12 protein-coding genes and 2 tRNA genes are annotated in these 18,458 nt (G+C 47.4%); 12 read left to right on the forward strand and 2 right to left on the reverse strand.

Annotated elements, in window-relative coordinates:
• Window positions 1-54 precede the first annotated feature (54 nt).
• Genes ACN5NT_RS06735 through ACN5NT_RS06745 form a run of 3 tightly spaced genes read left to right on the forward strand, consistent with a single transcriptional unit; the run spans window position 55 to window position 4,758 of the window.
• A complete protein-coding gene (locus ACN5NT_RS06735) occupies window positions 55-3,672 on the forward strand; it encodes a DUF748 domain-containing protein (RefSeq protein ID WP_419174927.1) in 3,618 nt (1,205 codons plus the stop codon).
• 35 nt (window positions 3,673-3,707) lie between these two features.
• The gene (locus ACN5NT_RS06740) at window positions 3,708-4,310 is read left to right on the forward strand and encodes a nitroreductase family protein (protein ID WP_419174928.1); all 603 of its coding nucleotides are present in this window, start codon (window positions 3,708-3,710) and stop codon (window positions 4,308-4,310) included.
• Between the two features lie 40 nt (window positions 4,311-4,350).
• On the forward strand, window positions 4,351-4,758 hold the full coding sequence (locus ACN5NT_RS06745) for a PGPGW domain-containing protein (RefSeq protein ID WP_419174929.1): 408 nt from the start codon (window positions 4,351-4,353) through the stop codon (window positions 4,756-4,758).
• A gap of 3 nt (window positions 4,759-4,761) precedes the next feature.
• Here ACN5NT_RS06745 and ACN5NT_RS06750 read toward each other — a convergent pair whose 3' ends face one another.
• Complete coding sequence (locus tag ACN5NT_RS06750) at window positions 4,762-6,009, reverse strand: TIGR03790 family protein (protein WP_419174930.1); 1,248 nt, start codon at window positions 6,007-6,009, stop codon at window positions 4,762-4,764.
• 684 nt (window positions 6,010-6,693) lie between these two features.
• Here ACN5NT_RS06750 and ACN5NT_RS06755 point away from each other — a divergent pair.
• Window positions 6,694-7,701: a sigma-54 interaction domain-containing protein gene (locus ACN5NT_RS06755; protein ID WP_419175036.1), complete on the forward strand. Its 1,008-nt coding sequence runs from the start codon at window positions 6,694-6,696 to the stop codon at window positions 7,699-7,701.
• 11 nt (window positions 7,702-7,712) lie between these two features.
• Here ACN5NT_RS06755 and ACN5NT_RS06760 read toward each other — a convergent pair whose 3' ends face one another.
• A complete protein-coding gene (locus tag ACN5NT_RS06760; RefSeq protein WP_419174931.1) occupies window positions 7,713-9,275 on the reverse strand; it encodes an AmpG family muropeptide MFS transporter in 1,563 nt (520 codons plus the stop codon).
• A gap of 238 nt (window positions 9,276-9,513) precedes the next feature.
• On the opposite strand from ACN5NT_RS06760, the gene cysS reads away from it, so the two are divergent.
• The 8 genes from cysS (at window position 9,514) to ACN5NT_RS06800 (ending at window position 18,458) form a co-directional block, all read left to right on the forward strand.
• Window positions 9,514-10,983 carry a cysteine--tRNA ligase gene (cysS, locus tag ACN5NT_RS06765; protein ID WP_419174932.1) on the forward strand — a complete coding sequence of 490 codons (1,470 nt, stop codon included), beginning with the start codon at window positions 9,514-9,516 and terminating at the stop codon, window positions 10,981-10,983.
• A 114-nt stretch (window positions 10,984-11,097) separates the two neighbouring features.
• Window positions 11,098-11,904: an AmmeMemoRadiSam system protein B gene (amrB, locus tag ACN5NT_RS06770; RefSeq protein ID WP_419174933.1), complete on the forward strand. Its 807-nt coding sequence runs from the start codon at window positions 11,098-11,100 to the stop codon at window positions 11,902-11,904.
• 91 nt (window positions 11,905-11,995) lie between these two features.
• Window positions 11,996-12,069 (forward strand) — tRNA-Gln (locus ACN5NT_RS06775).
• A 93-nt stretch (window positions 12,070-12,162) separates the two neighbouring features.
• Window positions 12,163-12,236 (forward strand) — tRNA-Gln (locus tag ACN5NT_RS06780).
• 319 nt (window positions 12,237-12,555) lie between these two features.
• Window positions 12,556-13,479 (forward strand): homocysteine S-methyltransferase family protein, encoded by a 924-nt coding sequence (locus ACN5NT_RS06785; protein WP_419174934.1) that lies wholly within the window; start codon window positions 12,556-12,558, stop codon window positions 13,477-13,479.
• Window positions 13,476-15,923, forward strand: coding sequence for a dihydropteroate synthase (locus ACN5NT_RS06790; protein WP_419174935.1), 2,448 nt, complete (start codon window positions 13,476-13,478; stop codon window positions 15,921-15,923). Before ACN5NT_RS06785 ends, ACN5NT_RS06790 begins: the two co-directional genes overlap by 4 nt.
• A 696-nt stretch (window positions 15,924-16,619) precedes the next feature.
• A complete protein-coding gene (locus ACN5NT_RS06795) occupies window positions 16,620-17,981 on the forward strand; it encodes a sensor domain-containing diguanylate cyclase (RefSeq protein WP_419174936.1) in 1,362 nt (453 codons plus the stop codon).
• A gap of 291 nt (window positions 17,982-18,272) precedes the next feature.
• Window positions 18,273-18,458 carry a hypothetical protein gene (locus ACN5NT_RS06800; RefSeq protein WP_136798262.1) on the forward strand — a complete coding sequence of 62 codons (186 nt, stop codon included), beginning with the start codon at window positions 18,273-18,275 and terminating at the stop codon, window positions 18,456-18,458.

An 18,458-nucleotide genomic window follows, 5' to 3' on the forward strand; every position in this document is an offset into this window, starting at 1 on the left:
GTCGGAAAGGTAACCTCACAGTATTATTAATTTAAAACAACGAAAACATCATCTATGTCTGATCGTTTTGGCAGTATTCCTATAGAACCGGAACCAACTGGGCTCACTCCTTCGTCACGAGCGTCGAAAAAGCCGCGTCAGCGAAAAAAACTTTCGGCCCCGGCTGAAAAACTCAAAAAGCCAGGTGCGCGAAAAGAGGAGCCCAAACGTAAGCTGCCAAAATTGTTGGTAACCACTATCGTGGCTATCTGCATTTTCTGCAGCTACCTTGCTGCTGGCTTCTGGGGTGTTCCTAAATATATTCGCGGCTCCGCAGCAGTTAAATTCCACCAAAAAACCGGAATGCTCATAGACTTTGAGCAGGTTGCATTCAATCCACTTTCATTTGTCCTCGACCTTTCAGGAATAGATGTGATTGATGGGGGTATACACACTGCAGGCGATGACAACAAACCTCTCTTGACCGTATCTTCCTTTTCTGCAACTCTTGTCCCTCTGCAATTACTTCGAGGAGAACTTGTCACCACCAGTCTTGCCATAGATAATCTGGATTTACATCTTGTTCGCCACATCGATGGAAATTATAATATTTCTCCACCGAAAGCCAATAATGAATTAGAAACTACTGAGGAAATTCTAGATTTCTCTGATCTGCCTTTTCGCTTTTCTCTAAATAATATATCCGTACAACATTCTCGTATTTTATTTGAAGATAAGCCGAAAAAAGGTTCCCATGTAATTGAAAATATCGACCTCACTCTTCCGAATCTTTCTAATTTTTCTTTTGCTGCCAAAGAATATATCCGGCCGAGTTTTCACGCAGTTGTTAACGGTAGCCCGATAGAGATGACCGGACAGGCAATTATCAGTGGTGATGACACCTCTGAAATGCATACCAATCTCGAATGTAATTTCGCAGATATCGACTTGCCGCTTTATCTCGGCTATTTACCGATAGAGCTACCTTTCGACATCGCACAAGGCAGAGCCGACGCATCACTCAACCTCACATTTTCCCCAACAGCAAAAGATAACAAGCTGCTGGTCAACTTCTCAATTCAGGCAGAAGACACCTCTATAATCAGCAAAGATCAGAGCTATAGCCTTGTCATTCCATCCAGTAAGCTTGAAGGTGGTATTCAACCAATTACAGGGGACACCCACCTGAAAAACGTTGTTTTGCGCCAACCTGAGCTTCGTTTGAAGAGTTCTGTTACCATTGAGGACGCGGTTGCAGCTATCAGCGCAGTAAGTAATGTGAAACAAGACGCCCCTGCCACCTACCCCGCTACACAAAGCAAACTCGATATAGACCTGTTGCTCGCCGACAGTGGCAGCCTGTTATTTTTAGATAATAACAATAAGCCGCTGGCAAAATCCTGGACGGGCGTTCAAGTCAGCCTGAAAGATTATTCCAACACCGCCCCAATCACAGAAACAAATACAGCTTCTTCTTTTCGCTTAATGGCCGAAGGAAGTGATAAGAAAAGCTCTTTCAAATGGCAGGGCAAACTTAATCATGCCAATTTCCCTGATGGTCAGCTCCACCTCACCGGTGTTCATGCCCCCTGGATCTTGAATATGCTCGGCCTGAATACAATTGGCGCACACCAAGGCACCGCTGACACCCAGGCTCATATCAGTTTCAGCAAGGGACTGGAAGAAAAGGACAAACCTCGCCTGCAAATAGCGGACGCCTCTCTTACCCTGCGCGATTTTAGCGCAAAACAAGGTAAGACTGTCTGGTACTCAAGCCCTGATACCCAAATTACGGGCTTTAGTAAAGATGGTAGCCGTATTTCCCTTGGCTCCATAGTCACTCAAGACGGCTCCGTGCATATCAATACCAGGAAGCTGCCGGCTATTATTTCATCTCTCGACAGGAAAGAAACTGCAACATCGCTGGATGCGCTGGACTTCAGCGGCTCCATAGTTGTCGAAAACGGCAGCTCCAGCCAACCGCAGCTCCAATTCAGCGACGCCAGGCTGCAGACCATACGACTCTCTCAAGACGCTGGTGGCGAAACCCGGGATAACAGCAATTTTACCGCCAAACTGAAAGGCGGCGGTCATATCCAGGCTAAAGGTCACGTTCAACTACAACCATTTTCAGCCAGGTACACTACTCAATTCGGCGATCTGCCCAGCACAAGTATTCTACCCTGGTTTGGCAATGGCAGCTTTGTGAACAATATTAATGCGATGGTGAGTGGTGCAGGCGAATTGCAGTTGCCCAAAACTCATTTCAATGGCCAGCTCAGCCTTGACCGGGGTTCACTCGGAACCAAAGATTCCAGGAAATTCAGCTGGGATAAAGCGCAATTTGAAAAGTTCCAATACCATGCCTCACCTCTTAAGATCTCCGCGGCAGAGCTTTTTGTCGACGGTCCCGAATTTTCTCTTACCCAGAGTTATGGTGACAAGCAATCTCTGGCACGACTTCATTCCTATATACAGTCAGATATAGCCAAACCACTCTACAAAGCTGCCGGCAAACAAAAGGACGCTCTCCAGATAGGAAAAATCAGGGTGGCAGATGCAAAAGTCAGCTACGCCGACACCAGACTCTCTCCAGTCTGGAAGGGCGAGTTTTCTGCCGTCAACGGTACAATTCAGGCCATCAACAGTGGCCGCAATGGTAAACCTTCCCTTTTCAGCTTTTCTGGCAAGCTCGATTCCATCCCATTTAAACATGAAGGGGCACTTGCACTCTTTGCTTCTGCCATGAACGGTGACAGCACCTTCTCTATCGCTGATTTACCACTCCCATCGTTTCATGAGCAAATTTCCAACCAGATCGACATTGATACCAGCAGCGGCCTGGTCAATGTAACTGAGACAACAACCTGGAAAAACGGTACCATGGAGCAGAAAAGCGAGATGATCTTCCGTGATGTTGAACCTCTTTCGGAGATTGCCGATTCCGCCCTTACCCTGGCTTTGATTTCCAACGATGAAAACCAGTTCACCCTTACTGCGGAAAACTCACAGCCAGACAGCTCCAAACCACTCAACCTGTATTCAGATGCTGTATTCTCGTTAAAGAGGATGATGGTGAAGGCGTCTGTCTCGCCTCTGCTTCTTGCTTCAGGTAACTTCTCGGACCTTGTCGGCAACGAACATGCCGATTTTCTACCAGGGGAAATAATTCTCTCCGGGCAGGGGCGCGAATCCCTTACACGCTTCAGTAACCTTCTTGCCTCTCACCCCTACATTGGTATCACTGTGACCGGAGTTGCAGACCCGAATGTTGACGGCAAAGAACTCAAAGAAGCCCTGGAAAAATTAGAAAGTCAGAGGGTAGCCGAAGAAAATCGCAAACGCAGTGAACAGCTCGACAGGGAAACGGAAGAGTACCTGAGAAAAGCAGCCGAAGCCCGAATTGCTGCCGGGAACACTGGTCAGGTGATTGAAGAGGACCTGCCTGTGCATCTGTTTTCCAAATACGCGCCTATTGAGCCTGAGCCAATAGTCATTGACGAGTCAATGTTGAGACAACTCGCAGACCAGAGAGCCAAGGTCATAGCAACCTTTTTCGTGGAAAACCTTGCCCTTGATGAAAGCAGAATAAAGATAAACAATCAGTCTCAGATATCGCAGAACGAGATTTTACCTGGTAATAGAGTACAATTCTCCATTGAACCGTATACCCAACAAAAAAGCAGGCAATAATTCTACATTAAAAAAAACCACTCACTACAAAGACAATGCCGAAAGAGAACTTCGAATTACTGGTAAAGCAAACGAGGACGCACAGAAGGTTTAAGCAAGACCAGGCAATTACAACAAACCAGTTGGAATCGCTCATCAAGTTAGCCCGACTTTCGGGGTCTGCCAGAAATTGCCAGCCATGGCAATACGCTCTGGTAAACGACCCCGCACTGTGTGACAAGATATTCCCTCACCTCGGCTGGGCTGGGTACTTAAGCGAGTGGAAAGGACCGGCATCAGGAGAACGGCCTGCGGCATATATCCTATGCCTGCTCAACCAGAACTGGCTGAAAGGCACAGACAAGGAAGCCCACTTCGACCTTGGTATAGCGTCTCAGAACATGCTGCTCGGCGCAACAAGCCAACAACTTTCCGGCTGCAGAATCGGCGCATTTTCACCCAAACTTGCTGACCTTTTCACCCTGCCCGATCATCTCAAGCTGGAGTTGGTTATCGCCCTCGGTGCCCCTGCCGAAAATGTTGTTCTCGAAGAGATGGCTTCACCTGATCAGGTGAAGTATTGGCGCGATGAAAATCAGGTACACCATGTTCCCAAGCGTCCAATTTCTGAAATTATCGTTAATGTAGACCTGAGATAACTCCTACAGGAGTGAGTACGCAGTCACGACAGGGTGTGCCATGAATTTCCTTGATTCTCATTTTGAAAAAGTTCTGGAACTTTTGGCCGCCCTGTCCATATGCACTTTCCTGGTCAGCATAATTCTTATCCCCATTCTCGTCGCCCGCCTGCCCAGAGAGTATTTTCATCGGGATTACTCCCACAAACACACCCTCGCCCAACGTTTCACACTATGGCAGGCGCTTAGGCGACTGCTGCGTAATTTCATCGGATTACTGCTACTGTTGGCCGGTATTGTAATGCTTTTCCTGCCGGGACAGGGGCTCATTACCATTATCATTGGCATTGCCCTGATGGACTTTCCGTATAAAAAACAGCTTATCTATACGTTAACCCGCGCAAAAGCGGTGCAAAAAAGCTTGAACTGGCTGCGGAAAAAGGCCAGGAAAGAACCATTTATCTGGTAATGTCTATCTCAAGTCAGTAACCGGGACGTTGCTGACAAGGGGCGTTCCGTCTTGCTTTGACAGAGGCCTAAATGGTTTGTACAAGGGATCTCCCACCAGCACCATCTGCCACGAGATAAAAGGGAGGGAGACAAGGTAGGTCTCTCCGAGATTCATGTAGCCCTCTGTAAGTATTTTAAAAAACAGTTCAGGGAGTGGAAAGGCCTGTATATACGGCTCTGCCACCGGTCCTAAAGTCGCGGCCACACCACGCGTCAACATCTGCAAACACCACACATTGCGCTCTGTTCTCCTCAGCGTTGTGCACTCGCCTGAAGCCATATGGTAGCCGACCGCACCGCGAGACCAGGTAAAACTGTCTACATAGTTACTTAAAGAGTACCAACCGCAATATAATGCTGCGTCAGGGGCAGTCCCTGGAGCAAACAACTCTTCATTAGTATCCAGAGTAACCGGCATCCGCTTTTCGACTATCTTTGCTGCTTCGTGGAGAGAATTGTCCCACCTGCCATAGGCTTTTCGATTTTTCTGTTTTGGCAGACTTGCCCACCTTGCATCAAAATATGCACGTCCCTCCAACCCGGTCTGCTCGACTGCGAGTACATCATCGATGATACGCAGTACAGTCCTCTTATCAGGCCCGTCCAACCTGGCGACCAACAGTACATCATCTGTGGTGTATTGCAGTTCCTTGCTGTTGAATCCTACATAATATGGATTCTTGATCCAGCTGGAAAGCTTATAACTTTCAACTTTGGCAAGCATGAGTTCTGAATCGACTGACGCTCTTTTATCTGCACCCGTCAGGCGCTTGACTCTTTCCCTGAGCTGCTTTTTGTGCTCCTTTGATGCGGTTTTCTGCAGCTCTCTCAGTTCCTTGACAAGTGCCTTGCTCTTTTCATCAATAGCAGGTTGTTGAACCTTAAGGGGAACTCCGTAAATAAGGACTATGCCATATATGTCCGAACGACCTTTGAGGCTGGCTATTTTTTCAATTACAGGTTTTCGCAGTTTCTGTTCATACTCACCCCTTTTCATCGACTCGCCAACACCAAGCGATACGGCAAGCAAGTTATACCGGGGAATATTGCGCATTTTTATATAGTATTCAGCTATTTCCTCTGAACCGGCCATCCTTTCATTGAATACCACCAGCAGCTCCCCGGCCGAAACTGCATGGCCTGCACCGGGAGACGCCAGCAAAAATATATGGATTAGAATTCCGTAAAATATTTTCTTTTCGAAAAACATTGTCCCTACTCGCCGAAATTGTAATTGATCTTCGAACCAGGTACCACAGCCAACAAAATAATAGCTCCTATTCAATGTTATCTGAGCTATACTATCAAATATCCATCCACCGAGCAGTAAACATTTGTCGTCCTGTTTTTTATCTAAGTAATTACATGTGGTTGTTACATCGTGAATTACTCATTCCAACCAGAAGACATGCTCCTGAATAGACTCAAAGATTTGCTTCACCAGGCCTCGGAAATGGTGCTGCTCATAGAAGGGTTACAAGCTGTCAGATATATGAACGAGAGTGCGCGAGTATATTTTGGTGGGATGCAAGCCTTCAGCCAGGCCCGACCTGTCTCAGCATCGGAGCCAGCCTCCGCAATCAACCAGGCCCTTTACCAATACAGGAAAAGCAGGTACCAGCAATGTCAGATTCGGGTTGAACACAACGAAAGTTTTCTGGAATTCCATTTCGCTCCAATTTGTTATCCTGTAATTCTTCGTAGCAGCAGTGCAATCATGAGCACTGCAGGCGTACAGAAAAACTCTTTCCACTGGCTCATTGTCAAGGATGTCAACCAGCCTGTCTCTGACATCCTCCGAAGGGCCCTAAGTCTTCCAAATCTCCACTGCCAACATGACGACGCGCACAAACCGTGTGCACCAATCTCTGGCATTGGTAATCACACACATAAAATGGTTGGTTTAACTCCTCAAATGATTGAACTCCACGACCTCATCCTGCAGGTTGCACCCACCGATACAACAGTTCTCATCACTGGCGAATCCGGCACTGGTAAAGAGATTGTTGCCGACCTGCTTCAGGAGCTCAGCAGCAGAGAGAAGAAACCCTACCTGAAAATTAATTGTAACGCCTTCAACGATTCTATTCTTGAAAGTGAATTATTCGGTCACGAGAAAGGTGCTTTCACAGGCGCTGAAAGCCGAAAAAAAGGAAAATTTGAAATTGTTGACGATGGCACAATCTTTCTTGATGAGATAGGTGACATCAGCCCAAGAATGCAATCTTCACTGCTGCGCGTTCTCCAGGATGGCGAAATTATCAGGGTAGGAGGCAACCACCCGATCAAGATAAATATCCGTATTATCGCTGCCACCAACACCGACCTGGCTACTGCGATTCAGCGTGAAAAGTTTCGGCTTGATCTCTTCTACCGCTTGAATATCATTCATATCCCGGTCCCGCCTCTGCGGGAAAGAAAAGATGACATCAGGGAACTGACTTTTCACTTTATCAGAAAATTTGAAACAGTTTTCAATAAACAGCTGGACTCCATTTCGGAATCGGCGCTGAGCTCGCTCATGAACCACGATTGGCCAGGAAATGTGCGAGAGCTGGAAAATCTTATTCAACGCGCAGTACTCATCGCCAAGACGAATGAAATCGTTGAAAAGGAACTCGTTTTTACACCCTACCCGCGCGCTCCGGCCAGGAGCCCCCCTCGCCCATTGCCACGCCTCTCAAACAAGTCCCTGAAATCGATGCTGTCTGAGTTCGAGCGAGATATCATTTTACAGGCGCTCAGGGAAAGCAGAGGCAACGTAGCCGCAGCAGCAGAATCTTTACAACTTGGCAAAACCTCTCTTTATGAGAAGATGAAACGTTTTGGCATTTCTTCAAAAGATATCTTCTGCCCTGTCAACTCTTCGCTTCCCTCGCAAACTTCCGGCAAAACCGGTTAGCCATTATCATCTTACGCCTTTTTATCAGCGTACCCTCTCGCGAGCCAGACCAGAAACAATACCGGGATCCCCATACAGGCAGTAATCAGAAAGAATGTCTCATAACCAAAAGCTTCGGCAATTGTTCCGGAATAACCACCGATAGCCTTTGGGAACAGCAACATTACTGATGAAAATATCGCATATTGCATGGCAGTGAAGGAGACACTGGTCAGCGATGACAGAAATGCCACAAAGGCGGTGGTAGCGATACCACCACTCAGATTATCGGCCATAATCACCACCGTGAGCAGCGTAAGATCTGCACCGGCCTTGGCAAGAGTCATAAACAGCAGATTGGTTGCGGCTGACAGTAAGGCACCAAGAAAGAGGATCTTTATGACTCCGTACCTGACTGTGAGTACCCCACCCAGAATACCGCCCGCAATGGTCATAAACAACCCGAAAGTCTTAGAAATATTGGCTATGTCGATGGTAGAAAAGCCGAGTTCGAGGTAAAAGACATTGGCAACGACCCCCATCACGACATCTGAAATCCGGTAACAGCCAATAAGCATGAGTAGCAACACTGCTGCCTTCACTTCATAACGGTTAAAGAAGTCAAGCACCGGTCGCACATAGACATTGCGGACTATTCCCCACTCAACCAGCTTAAACGATACCATCACCCTGCAGATCAGGCCGGCAACTGTCACTGAAGAAAGAAATCGCAGTACCTCGACGACAAAACCAATCATCAGGCCGGTAACGGGAAAGTAGTCGAGTACGATATCCTTGAGAGCAGCACTTAATGAACCACTGTAAAAAAAAGACAGGGCAAAAGTGGCTGTCGCGACTCCAAAAAGAAGCACTATCCGCAAATATTGTCCGGTTGAATACTCACTGTATTTTCTGCTCTTACTTTGGCTGGGTTCTGAAATACAAAGAGTCGTGATAACCCCCGTCAACATTATCAGCCCCATAATCAGATAGGTGTTTTTCCAGGCCGAATAGAGGTAGATCCCTTTGCTGCTGCCAAGCCATCCGGCAAGATAGAGAGAACCGGCCCCGGATACCAGCATGCCTATCCGGTATCCGGCAATATAGGTTGATGCCAGCAACGCCTGCATGGATTCGACGCTACTCTCAATCCTGTACGCATCTATCACGATGTCCTGGGTTGCTGCTGAGAACCCCAGCATCACCGCTGCCAATGCCATAACGGTCAAACCTGAAGAATGTGCCACGGGGTTGGTCAGTCCCATCCACATGATGGCCGCCGCGACCAACACCTGGGAAAAAAGCAACCATCCTCGTCTACGCCCCAGCAAGCGTGTAAGAACCGGTAGCGGCAGCAGATCGACAAGCGGTGCCCAGATAAATTTAAAGGAATAACCAAGAGCCGCCCAACTGAAAAACGTAACACTGGCCTTACTTACGCCCGCCTGGGTGAGCCAGGCAGAAAGTGACGAAAAAATAAGGTACAAAGGTAATCCGGAAGAAAAACCTAGAAACAGCATAGTAACTACTTTAGGGTGGGTACACGCTACAAAGGTTTCGCGCCAGCTTAGATTTTCACCATTTCCCAGGCTCATTCTTGTCTTTTCCTTGTATTACGATTATGGTGACAATTTTCTCTGCAAGGACAATTAAGTAGCAAGCCCAAAGTGGTAAATCGGGAACTGAATCATCAGCTGTAAGCTATCATGATTTCACGAAATCGACACTGCTGTTCTTGCATCTGAATATCGGTGCAATATAATAATTGATGCGGGTTAATCCGGATTACTTAATAAACGATTTCAGAACTGTCCAGAGGCAGTTCCACTTAATATGACTATTCGAATCTACAATACACTCACCGGCAAGAAAGAGCCCCTTGAAACAATTGAACCAAATCACGTAAAGCTCTACGTTTGCGGCATCACGTCCTATGACTACTGCCATATAGGTCATGCTCGCTCTTCACTTGCCTTTGACATGATTGTCAAATATCTGCGGTCCCGTGACTACAAAGTTACCTACATTCGTAACTTTACAGATATTGATGACAAGATTATCAAAAGAGCAAACGAGCAGAATACTACCTCCGAAGAGTTGGCGAACCGTTTTATCGACGAGTTCTATGTTGATATGGATCAACTCGGCATCGACAGGCCCACCATGGAGCCCAAGGCAACCGAGCATATCCAGGAGATGGTTGAACTGATATCTGAGTTGATAGACAAGGGCATCGCCTACCAGGCTGGCAACGACGTTTATTTCGCCGTTGAAAAATTTGCGGAATATGGAAAGCTCTCCCACCGCAACCTCGAAGATATGCAGGCCGGCGCCCGTATTTCTATCAATGAGCTCAAACACAACCCCATGGACTTCGTGCTCTGGAAAGGTTCTAAGCCGGGTGAGCCAAAATGGGAAAGCCCCTGGGGGGATGGACGACCGGGTTGGCACATCGAATGCTCTGCCATGAGCAGAAAGTATCTCGGCGAGACGTTCGACATCCATGGTGGTGGTAAAGACCTTATCTTTCCACATCATGAAAATGAACTCGCCCAAAGTGAAGCTGCAAACTGCTGTGCTTTTGTCAAAACCTGGATTCACCATGGGTTTGTAACTATTCGTGATGAAAAGATGTCAAAGTCGCTGAATAACTTTTTGACAATTCGCGACCTGCTGGCCCATTATCATCCGGAAATACTCCGTTTCTTTGTCTTCTCTACCCATTATCGCAACCCTCTGGATTTTTCAGAGACAGCGATGCAGGATGCAACCGCAGGGCTTGAGCGTCTTTATACCTGTGTCCGCATGATTGACGAGCTTGAAGGAGAAGGCAGCACAGAGACAGAGCCGATTGCCAGTGATAAAGATATCAATAAGCTGCAATCCATGGAAAAACGTTTCCAGCAGGCCATGGACAACGACTTCAATACTGCACAGGGACAATCTATCCTGTTTGACTCGGTTAAAATCCTGAACCGCATTGCGGCAGCCCTTCCTGACACTCCAGCAGCCTCTGATCTCACGCTACTGAGGGAGAGCCGCGAAGTAATGAAAAAGCTTGCCGGAATTATGGGTCTTCTCACAGAAGACGCTGCGAGCTTTATCAACAACCAGAAACAAAAAATGCTCGCTGGTATCGATATCGACGAAGCAACTATTCTCCAGCTCATCAAAGAGCGTTATACTGCTAGGAAAGAGAAAAACTGGAGCCGCAGTGACGAAATACGAGATGAGTTGCTGGCACACAATATTGAACTTAAAGACGGACCTGAAGGTACCACCTGGACCGTTCGCCGTAACTAATCTTGCAGTTCACCCTTCTCCCTGCAAATTACGGGGAGGAGGGGCTGCCACTACCCGTACCTCCCCACTTTTGCCCATTGCGCCTCCATAACCTTTTCCCTCAGGGGGGATAATATGATCAGACAACCCATTGTCGCAGGTCGTTTTTACCCTGGAAGCCGCTCTCAGCTCTCCGGAATGGTTGATGATCTTCTTCTTTCGGCCCCGGACCGGGAAAAATATACTGCCATAGCTGCAGTATCTCCCCATGCAGGCTATATTTATTCCGGTTCTGTTGCCGCCGAGACTCTTAAGGCTATCGAAATACCAGAGACCGTTATCATACTGGGCCTGAACCACCATGGTACCGGAGATCGTGCAGCACTCTCCAGATCGGTCTGGGACATGCCCATGGGACGCGTCCCTGTAGATGATCAACTCGCCGATCTACTGGTCGGGCCAGGCAGTCCGATAACAAACGATGAAGCAGCGCATGGTCCTGAGCATTCTGTTGAAGTGCAGATTCCCTTTCTGCAGGCACTGCAACCCAATCTTAAAATAGTCCCGATAGTGCTCTCCCACTTTTCATACGAACTCTGTACCCGTGTGGCAGAAACTCTGGTAGAGGCCATTCAGGCAGTAGATAAAAAAGTGCTCATTGTAGCCTCCAGCGATATGAGCCACTACGAATCAAGACAACAGGCAAGTGCCAAGGATAAACTCGCCTTACAGCAGATTGAGGATTTGAACCCTCTGGGGTTATATAATACTGTTCATAGCAACAATATTACAATGTGCGGCATTATCCCTGTGACAGTTGCCCTCATTGCTTCGAAAAAGCTTGGAGCTACAGGAGCAAAGGTGCTCCGCTATACCGACTCAGGTGCGGTATCAGGTGATACGGAAAGTGTCGTCGGTTACGCCGGGATTGTAATTTCTTAAGAGAAAGTGAAGTTTTTATCAGCTTTTTCCTTGACACCAAAACCGTTTTTTTCTATAAATCACCGGACCTGAGCACGGCACTATTCACTACTGGGGGATGGTCTAATGGCAAGACAGCGGACTCTGACTCCGCTTATCAAGGTTCGAATCCTTGTCCCCCAGCCAGCTTGATCTAAATGATCAGCTTGTTGAGTTAATAAATGTGAGTGTGATACCATTTCTGTAAAGGAAAGGATCAGGTGTAAAAACGAAATCCCTTGGGGGATGGTCTAATGGCAAGACAGCGGACTCTGACTCCGCTTATCGGGGTTCGACTCCCTGTCCCCCAGCCAGAATATAAAAGCACCTACCGAGAAATCGGTAGGTGCTTTTTTTGTTTGCACCTCTGACGCAGTGGCTATAGAGATGTCGAAATCAATATTTCCGTGCTTCTTCAAACAACTATGAAGAACATGAAATATACAAAAAATGCCTTAAAGTAATGACCAGGTACCACATCGTATGGTAAAAGATCGGTAGTACGTAATTCGAAGCTCCCACCACCAATGCTTCACTTCTACGACGTTTCCCAAGACTACATAGAGTCACTTCTGTTTGGTCATGACTTGAATAGTCTGTCAATTTTTCTATTATTTAAACAAATACGAAGTTATGCGACCCAAAGATCATGATGTATTAATCCTCGATGGTGCCTGCGGGACCAATTTACAGGAGATGGATATTCCTGATTCCGCATGGGATGGCCGGGAAGGATGCAATGAAATCCTCAACCTCACTTCACCTGAGACAATAACCTCCCTGCATCGCGGTTTTGTTGATGCCGGTGCCATGGTGCTGGAAACCAACACTTTTGGCGCCAATCGGATTGTTCTTGAAGAATATGGACTGGAAGACCAGGTAGAGGCGATCAATATAGCCGGAGTTGAAAATGCCCGAAAAGCAATTAACGGCAAACCAAACACCTACATTGGCGGCTCGGTGGGACCGGGTACCAAACTCCCTTCTCTCGGCCATATCAGTGTAGATGTTATGGCTGCGGCTTACAGGGAGCAGTTTCAGGCACTGGTGCGGGCAGGCGTGGACCTGTTGATTATAGAGACATGCCAGGATCTGCTACAGATTAAAACTGCAATGACCACCTGTTTTGAAGTTCTGGAAGAGGCCGGCAAAGATTTGCCGGTTATGGCCTCAGTGACCATCGAACGCTCCGGCACCATGCTGGTCGGCTCCGATATTGCCACCGCGGCGGTAACCTTCGAGCCTTTTCCAATCTTCTCTTTCGGCTTGAACTGTGCCACCGGTCCAACAGATATGGAGTCTCATATCCGCTACCTCTCCCAGAACTGGCCTAAACGAATTTCCTGTGTTCCCAATCAGGGCATGCCCGAAGTAGTCAATGGCAAAACATGTTACCCCATGTCACCTGAAGAGTACGGAAGAGAGATGACACGATTTATCAACGAATATGGCGTAAGCGTGGTCGGCGGCTGCTGCGGGACAACACCCGACCATACCCGACAGCTTGTGAAATCACTTTCCGGAGTTAAACCTGCAACCAGAGAGGTGATATCATGAAGCCATCCGTTTCAAGCCTTTACCAGGCTGTAGAGCTGCAACAGGAAATACCGCCGCTGCTCATCGGGGAGCGAGCCAACTCCAATGGCTCAAAAAAGTTCCGCGAATTGTTGCTCGAAGACGATTATCAGGCTTGCCTGAAAATTGCCCTGGACCAGGAACCCAAAGGCGCCCACATCATTGATCTCTGTACCGCCTATGCAGGTCGTGATGAACTCAAGGATCTGACCACACTGGTACAAATGTGCGCCAAATCCCTGAAAGCGCCTCTGATGATCGACTCAACAACACCGGAATGCATTGAGGCATGCCTGAAGCTCTATCCGGGACGCGCCATAATCAACTCAATCAATCTCGAAGATGGCGGAATTAATATTCGCAGGGTGTGTAAGGCAGCAAAGAAATACGGCGCTGCAGTGGTTGCGCTGACGATCGATGAAAACGGTATGGCCATGACCGCCGATGAAAAAGTTGCAATCGCCAAAGCCATACATGCTATCGCTGTGGATGAGTGTGGACTGCGCCCATCGGACATTCTCTTTGACTGTCTTACCTTTACGGTCGGCTCCGGTGATGAAAAGCTCCGTGATGCTGCCATTCAGACCATAGACGGTATTCGCAGAATCAAAGAAGAGCTACCCGGTTGCCTGACAGTGCTTGGGCTCAGCAATATCTCATTCGGTCTCCCGCCGAAAGCCAGGCGGGTCTTGAACAGCGTTTTTCTCCATGAAGCAGTCAATGGAGGCCTGGATGCGGCAATCGTCGATGCGGCCAAGATCATACCGCTGGCCCGAATTTCTGAAGAAGATAAGCTGGTCTGCCTTGATCTTTTATACGACAGAAACAGGGACGAGGAAAAAAATCCACTAATGCGGCTCATCGATTATTTCAGCGACAAAGCCGATAGTGATGATGATGACTCCACGACCGAGACCCTTATTCCAGAAGAACAATTATTTAAACAACTTGTCAATGGCGACAAGGATGGACTTGAAGATCTTCTTTCCATTCTGAGGGAGCGGCACGCGCCTCTCGAGATTATCAATCAGATACTCGTTCCTGCCATGCGCCATGTCGGTGAACTGTTCGGTAAAGGAGAAATCCTGCTGCCTTTTGTCCTGCAATCCGCAGAGGTAATGAAAGCGTCTGTCACCAGACTTGAGCCCTTTATGGAGAAAAACGATGGCAGCAACGCCACCAGAGTTCTCCTGGCTACAGTCCAGGGAGATGTGCACGATATCGGCAAGAACCTGGTCGACATCATCCTCTCCAATAACGGTTATAAAGTCTATAATATCGGTATCAAAGTACCGGTTGAGACGATAATCCAAAAAGCCATAGAGTACGACGTAGACGTTATCGGGCTGAGTGGTCTACTGGTTAAATCCGCCATCGCCATGCAGGAATCGATGTCACAATACCGTGATGCCGGTCTCGATATCCCAATCCTTCTAGGCGGAGCCGCCCTGACGCCGAAGTTTGTCGCAGAGTCCTGCGCACCGAACTACCCGGGACCCGTGGTCTACTGTGCCGATGCATTTGCCGGCTTGAAAGCGGTCAGAGAACATGAGGAAGGCTCGCTTGTCTCCACAGTGCATAATGAAGTCACAGCAATACAGGCTCTGAAGCCTGGCATAAAAGATTCAAGCATCGACAAAACCAACCCGGTTCCCATCGCTCCTTTTACCGGCCAGAAATATGTGGTGGATGTGGACCCCGAAAAACTCTTCCCTTACATCAATAAACAGGCACTTTTTCGTGGTCGCTGGGGATATAGACGTAGAAAAATGTCTGCCGAAGAGTATCAGCAACTCATTGAAACCAAAGCTCAACCGATTTATGAAGAATTACAACATCGGACACTGGCAGAAAAGCTGATCAGCCCCAAGGTAACGTATGGCTATTTCCCCTGTTACTCTGAAGGGAATTCCCTCTTTGTCGAAGCCGACAACACCTTGCACCACTTTAGCTTTCCCCGTCAGGCAGAAGCGCCACATCTCTGCATTGCAGATTATTTTAAGACCAGGGAAGAAGGTGGTGATATAGCCGGGTTCTTTTTGGTCACCATCGGCGACAGAATGGGACTTGAAACCGCAAAACTGTATCAGGACAATGCCTATCATGATTACCTGATGCTCCATGGTTTCAGCGTCGAAATAACTGATGCCCTGGCAGAATACTGGCACACCATTATGCGAAAGGACCTTGGAATCGGTCAAGGTGAAATACCGTCCCGCGGATTAACCTGCCAGGATTATCAGGGTTCACGCTATGCCTTCGGCTACCCATCCTGCCCGGATCTGGATGTCCATAAGCCGCTTTTCGACTTTTTAAAGCCTGAGGCAATCGGAGTATCTTTGACTGAAAATATGCAGATGGTGCCGGAGCAGACAACCTCTGCCATCGTTGTGCATCATCCCCAGGCCAAATACTTCGCCGTATAATCTGATTAAATTTTGTGAAAGTCCGATCTTCTTCCTGGTGGATCGGACTTTTTCAAACCTGCTATCCGGATAATTGATACTCTGAATTAAACGTATAGAATATCGGAATAATCGAAAATCCTGCTCGATACATCTGCGTAGAATGGGGGTATATTTATGGTCCCGTCTGTGGTGATCATATGAACCCCATTCCCCGAGGGAAAAGTTTGACCCTCTTGATTGAACAATGATTACTCATTACTTGATATTGCAGGCCTAATGCTATTCTTCCAGGCTGTGCCTGGAAATATCTCCTCCATTCCTAATGCAGTTGTAGCTCTCTTACCCCAATCTCCCTATCAATTTTTCTTTATAGTCCCCTAGGGAACCTGTCGGACTATTGCGAGCATTATCCTTCCTCGGAAAACGATGAGTTGGCTGGAAAGGGTTTAGCCCGACAAGACTCCTGGATCTTCAACATGACGAGTGGAGGCAAGAGCTGTGGCTGATTGGCAGGTATATATCTATAGCCAGGAGCATCTGCCAATAATATCAGTCTGTAATTGGCGGCGGACATCAAAGACTTTTCAGGGATTATCGCTGAAACTACATATTCGCGTTGTAAAACCAGCAAGTACTTTAGATACTAAACAACAACCTATTGGCTAAAATTCATTTCTGCAACAGTTGAAAATCGTCCTTTCATAAGACGCGAACATGAATAAACCCATCCCTAAAAACGCTGCGATCAAAATTCAACAACTTAAGAAGAGAATAGAAATTCTTGATCGAAAATACCGGGGCAATGCCAGAAAAAATCTGGAAAAATATCGTCGTGTAATAGAGGCCACCTCCGAGGGATTTGTTGAACTAGACCTGAAATTCAGGATTATCGATCATAATGCTAAGATGATCGAATTATCAGGACTACGTCGCGAAGACCTGCTGCTTAGCCCTTTTGAAAAGCTCTATGACAAAAAGACGGTTCATGTCCATTTTGCCAGTAATGACCACTTAAATTTCGAGGCGCACCTTCAAAGCAGATCAGGCAGGAATTTTCCCGTTTTATTCAAGAGAAGCTGTCTTCGTGATAAACACGGCCGCCCAGACGGCTATCTTGTCTTACTTACTGAGCTCACCGAACTGAAAAACGCCCAGGAAGACCTGAAACTTGCTGAAACACGATACAGGGATATCTACCAAAATGCGGTGCAGGGGATGTATCAATGCACATTGGGAGGGACAATCTATAGCATTAATCCTTCATTCTCCAAAATTTTCGGTTATGAGCATCCGGCCCATCTGTTGCGTGAGGTTGTCAATATTTCATCTCTTTACAAGAATCAGAATGATCGACAGGATTATTTAACCACTTTAGAAAGAGATCGAACGATCACCAACTATGAAATTGAGATGGTTGGCAAAAATGGCCAATCAATCTGGGTATTGGTGAACGCAAGATTGACCAAAGAAGCAGATGGAACGTCCCTGATAGAAGGCATACTCATAGATAACACCCAGAAACGCATGGCCGAAGATAAACTACGGCGGAGCAGAGAGCGATTTCGATACCTGGCCGACCACGATAACCTTACAGGTCTTTTCAACACCCGCTATCTCTACAGGGCACTTGAAAAACTGATCATCGATAGCAACGAGAGAAAGGAACCTTTCTCACTTGTGTTCCTTGATATGGACAACTTCAAACACGTGGTTGATACATATGGCCACCTGAATGGCAGCCAGGCACTGAAGGAGGTCGCGGAAACCCTGCGTGAGGGTCTGGCGGAACACTTTTTTGGCGTTGCCTATGGTGGAGACGAGTTTGTGTTGGTACTCCCCCAGTCAAACAAAGAGCAAGCCCTTGAACATGTTCGGAAAATCAGGAAAATGATGAAAGACACCATCTACCTGAGCAGTAAACAGCTACAGCTGCGGATGTCCGCCAGTTTCGGTGTGGCAACCTACCCCGATGACGCGGCTGATGTCCAGGAGCTGCTGGCACTTGCCGACAAAGCGATGTTCCATGTAAAGTCGAGCGGTAAAGACGCAGTGGGAACTTCTGACGCAGTTGAGTAATCTGAACTCCTGCAATTAAATAGCTCTACTGATTAAACGGCCCTCTCCCAGGCAAATGGCATTGAAAGTACATAGCCTGGACCTGTCAAAACGACAGTCCACACGAATCTGTATTTAAACAAATCCTGGCAAAATTAGGCTGATTGCCGTAAAACTTACCGGGACACAAGGGATGGCCTGGCCGGTTATTCCTTAGATGATCGCGCCTCTGCCGCTCTCACATGACGAATTGGCCTTCTTCATCCGGCAGAGGCGCCACTTTTCAATACTACAGATCGAGGGATGGAGAACATGTCTTCACAGCGACCAGCAGGGAAGAGTAATGAAAATCAGACGGTATCAGACGAGACAATTCTTAAAATAGCCAAGGAAATCTCAATCAAGTTCATCGAAGTCGGTCGCGTCGTTCCTTCGACATTCGACGAAAGCTTTCGCAATATCTACAACTCCATAGAATCTACAGTCAGGAAGAAGTAA

The organism is Desulfosediminicola sp., assembly GCF_048381775.1.
In the GTDB taxonomy this organism is placed as follows: Bacteria; Desulfobacterota; Desulfobulbia; order Desulfobulbales; family Desulfocapsaceae; genus Desulfopila; species Desulfopila ganghwensis.

What these genes read in the sequence shown, in the direction of transcription:
- ACN5NT_RS06735 (WP_419174927.1), top strand. Translation starts at nt 55, where the DNA reads ATGTCTGATCGTTTTGGCAGTATTCCTATAGAACCGGAACCAACTGGG.
- ACN5NT_RS06740 (WP_419174928.1), top strand. Translation starts at nt 3,708, where the DNA reads ATGCCGAAAGAGAACTTCGAATTACTGGTAAAGCAAACGAGGACGCAC.
- ACN5NT_RS06745 (WP_419174929.1), top strand. Translation starts at nt 4,351, where the DNA reads ATGAATTTCCTTGATTCTCATTTTGAAAAAGTTCTGGAACTTTTGGCC.
- ACN5NT_RS06750 (WP_419174930.1), bottom strand. Translation starts at nt 6,009, where the DNA reads ATGTTTTTCGAAAAGAAAATATTTTACGGAATTCTAATCCATATATTT.
- ACN5NT_RS06755 (WP_419175036.1), top strand. Translation starts at nt 6,694, where the DNA reads ATGGTTGGTTTAACTCCTCAAATGATTGAACTCCACGACCTCATCCTG.
- ACN5NT_RS06760 (WP_419174931.1), bottom strand. Translation starts at nt 9,275, where the DNA reads ATGAGCCTGGGAAATGGTGAAAATCTAAGCTGGCGCGAAACCTTTGTA.
- cysS (WP_419174932.1), top strand. Translation starts at nt 9,514, where the DNA reads ATGACTATTCGAATCTACAATACACTCACCGGCAAGAAAGAGCCCCTT.
- amrB (WP_419174933.1), top strand. Translation starts at nt 11,098, where the DNA reads ATGATCAGACAACCCATTGTCGCAGGTCGTTTTTACCCTGGAAGCCGC.
- ACN5NT_RS06785 (WP_419174934.1), top strand. Translation starts at nt 12,556, where the DNA reads ATGCGACCCAAAGATCATGATGTATTAATCCTCGATGGTGCCTGCGGG.
- ACN5NT_RS06790 (WP_419174935.1), top strand. Translation starts at nt 13,476, where the DNA reads ATGAAGCCATCCGTTTCAAGCCTTTACCAGGCTGTAGAGCTGCAACAG.
- ACN5NT_RS06795 (WP_419174936.1), top strand. Translation starts at nt 16,620, where the DNA reads ATGAATAAACCCATCCCTAAAAACGCTGCGATCAAAATTCAACAACTT.
- ACN5NT_RS06800 (WP_136798262.1), top strand. Translation starts at nt 18,273, where the DNA reads ATGTCTTCACAGCGACCAGCAGGGAAGAGTAATGAAAATCAGACGGTA.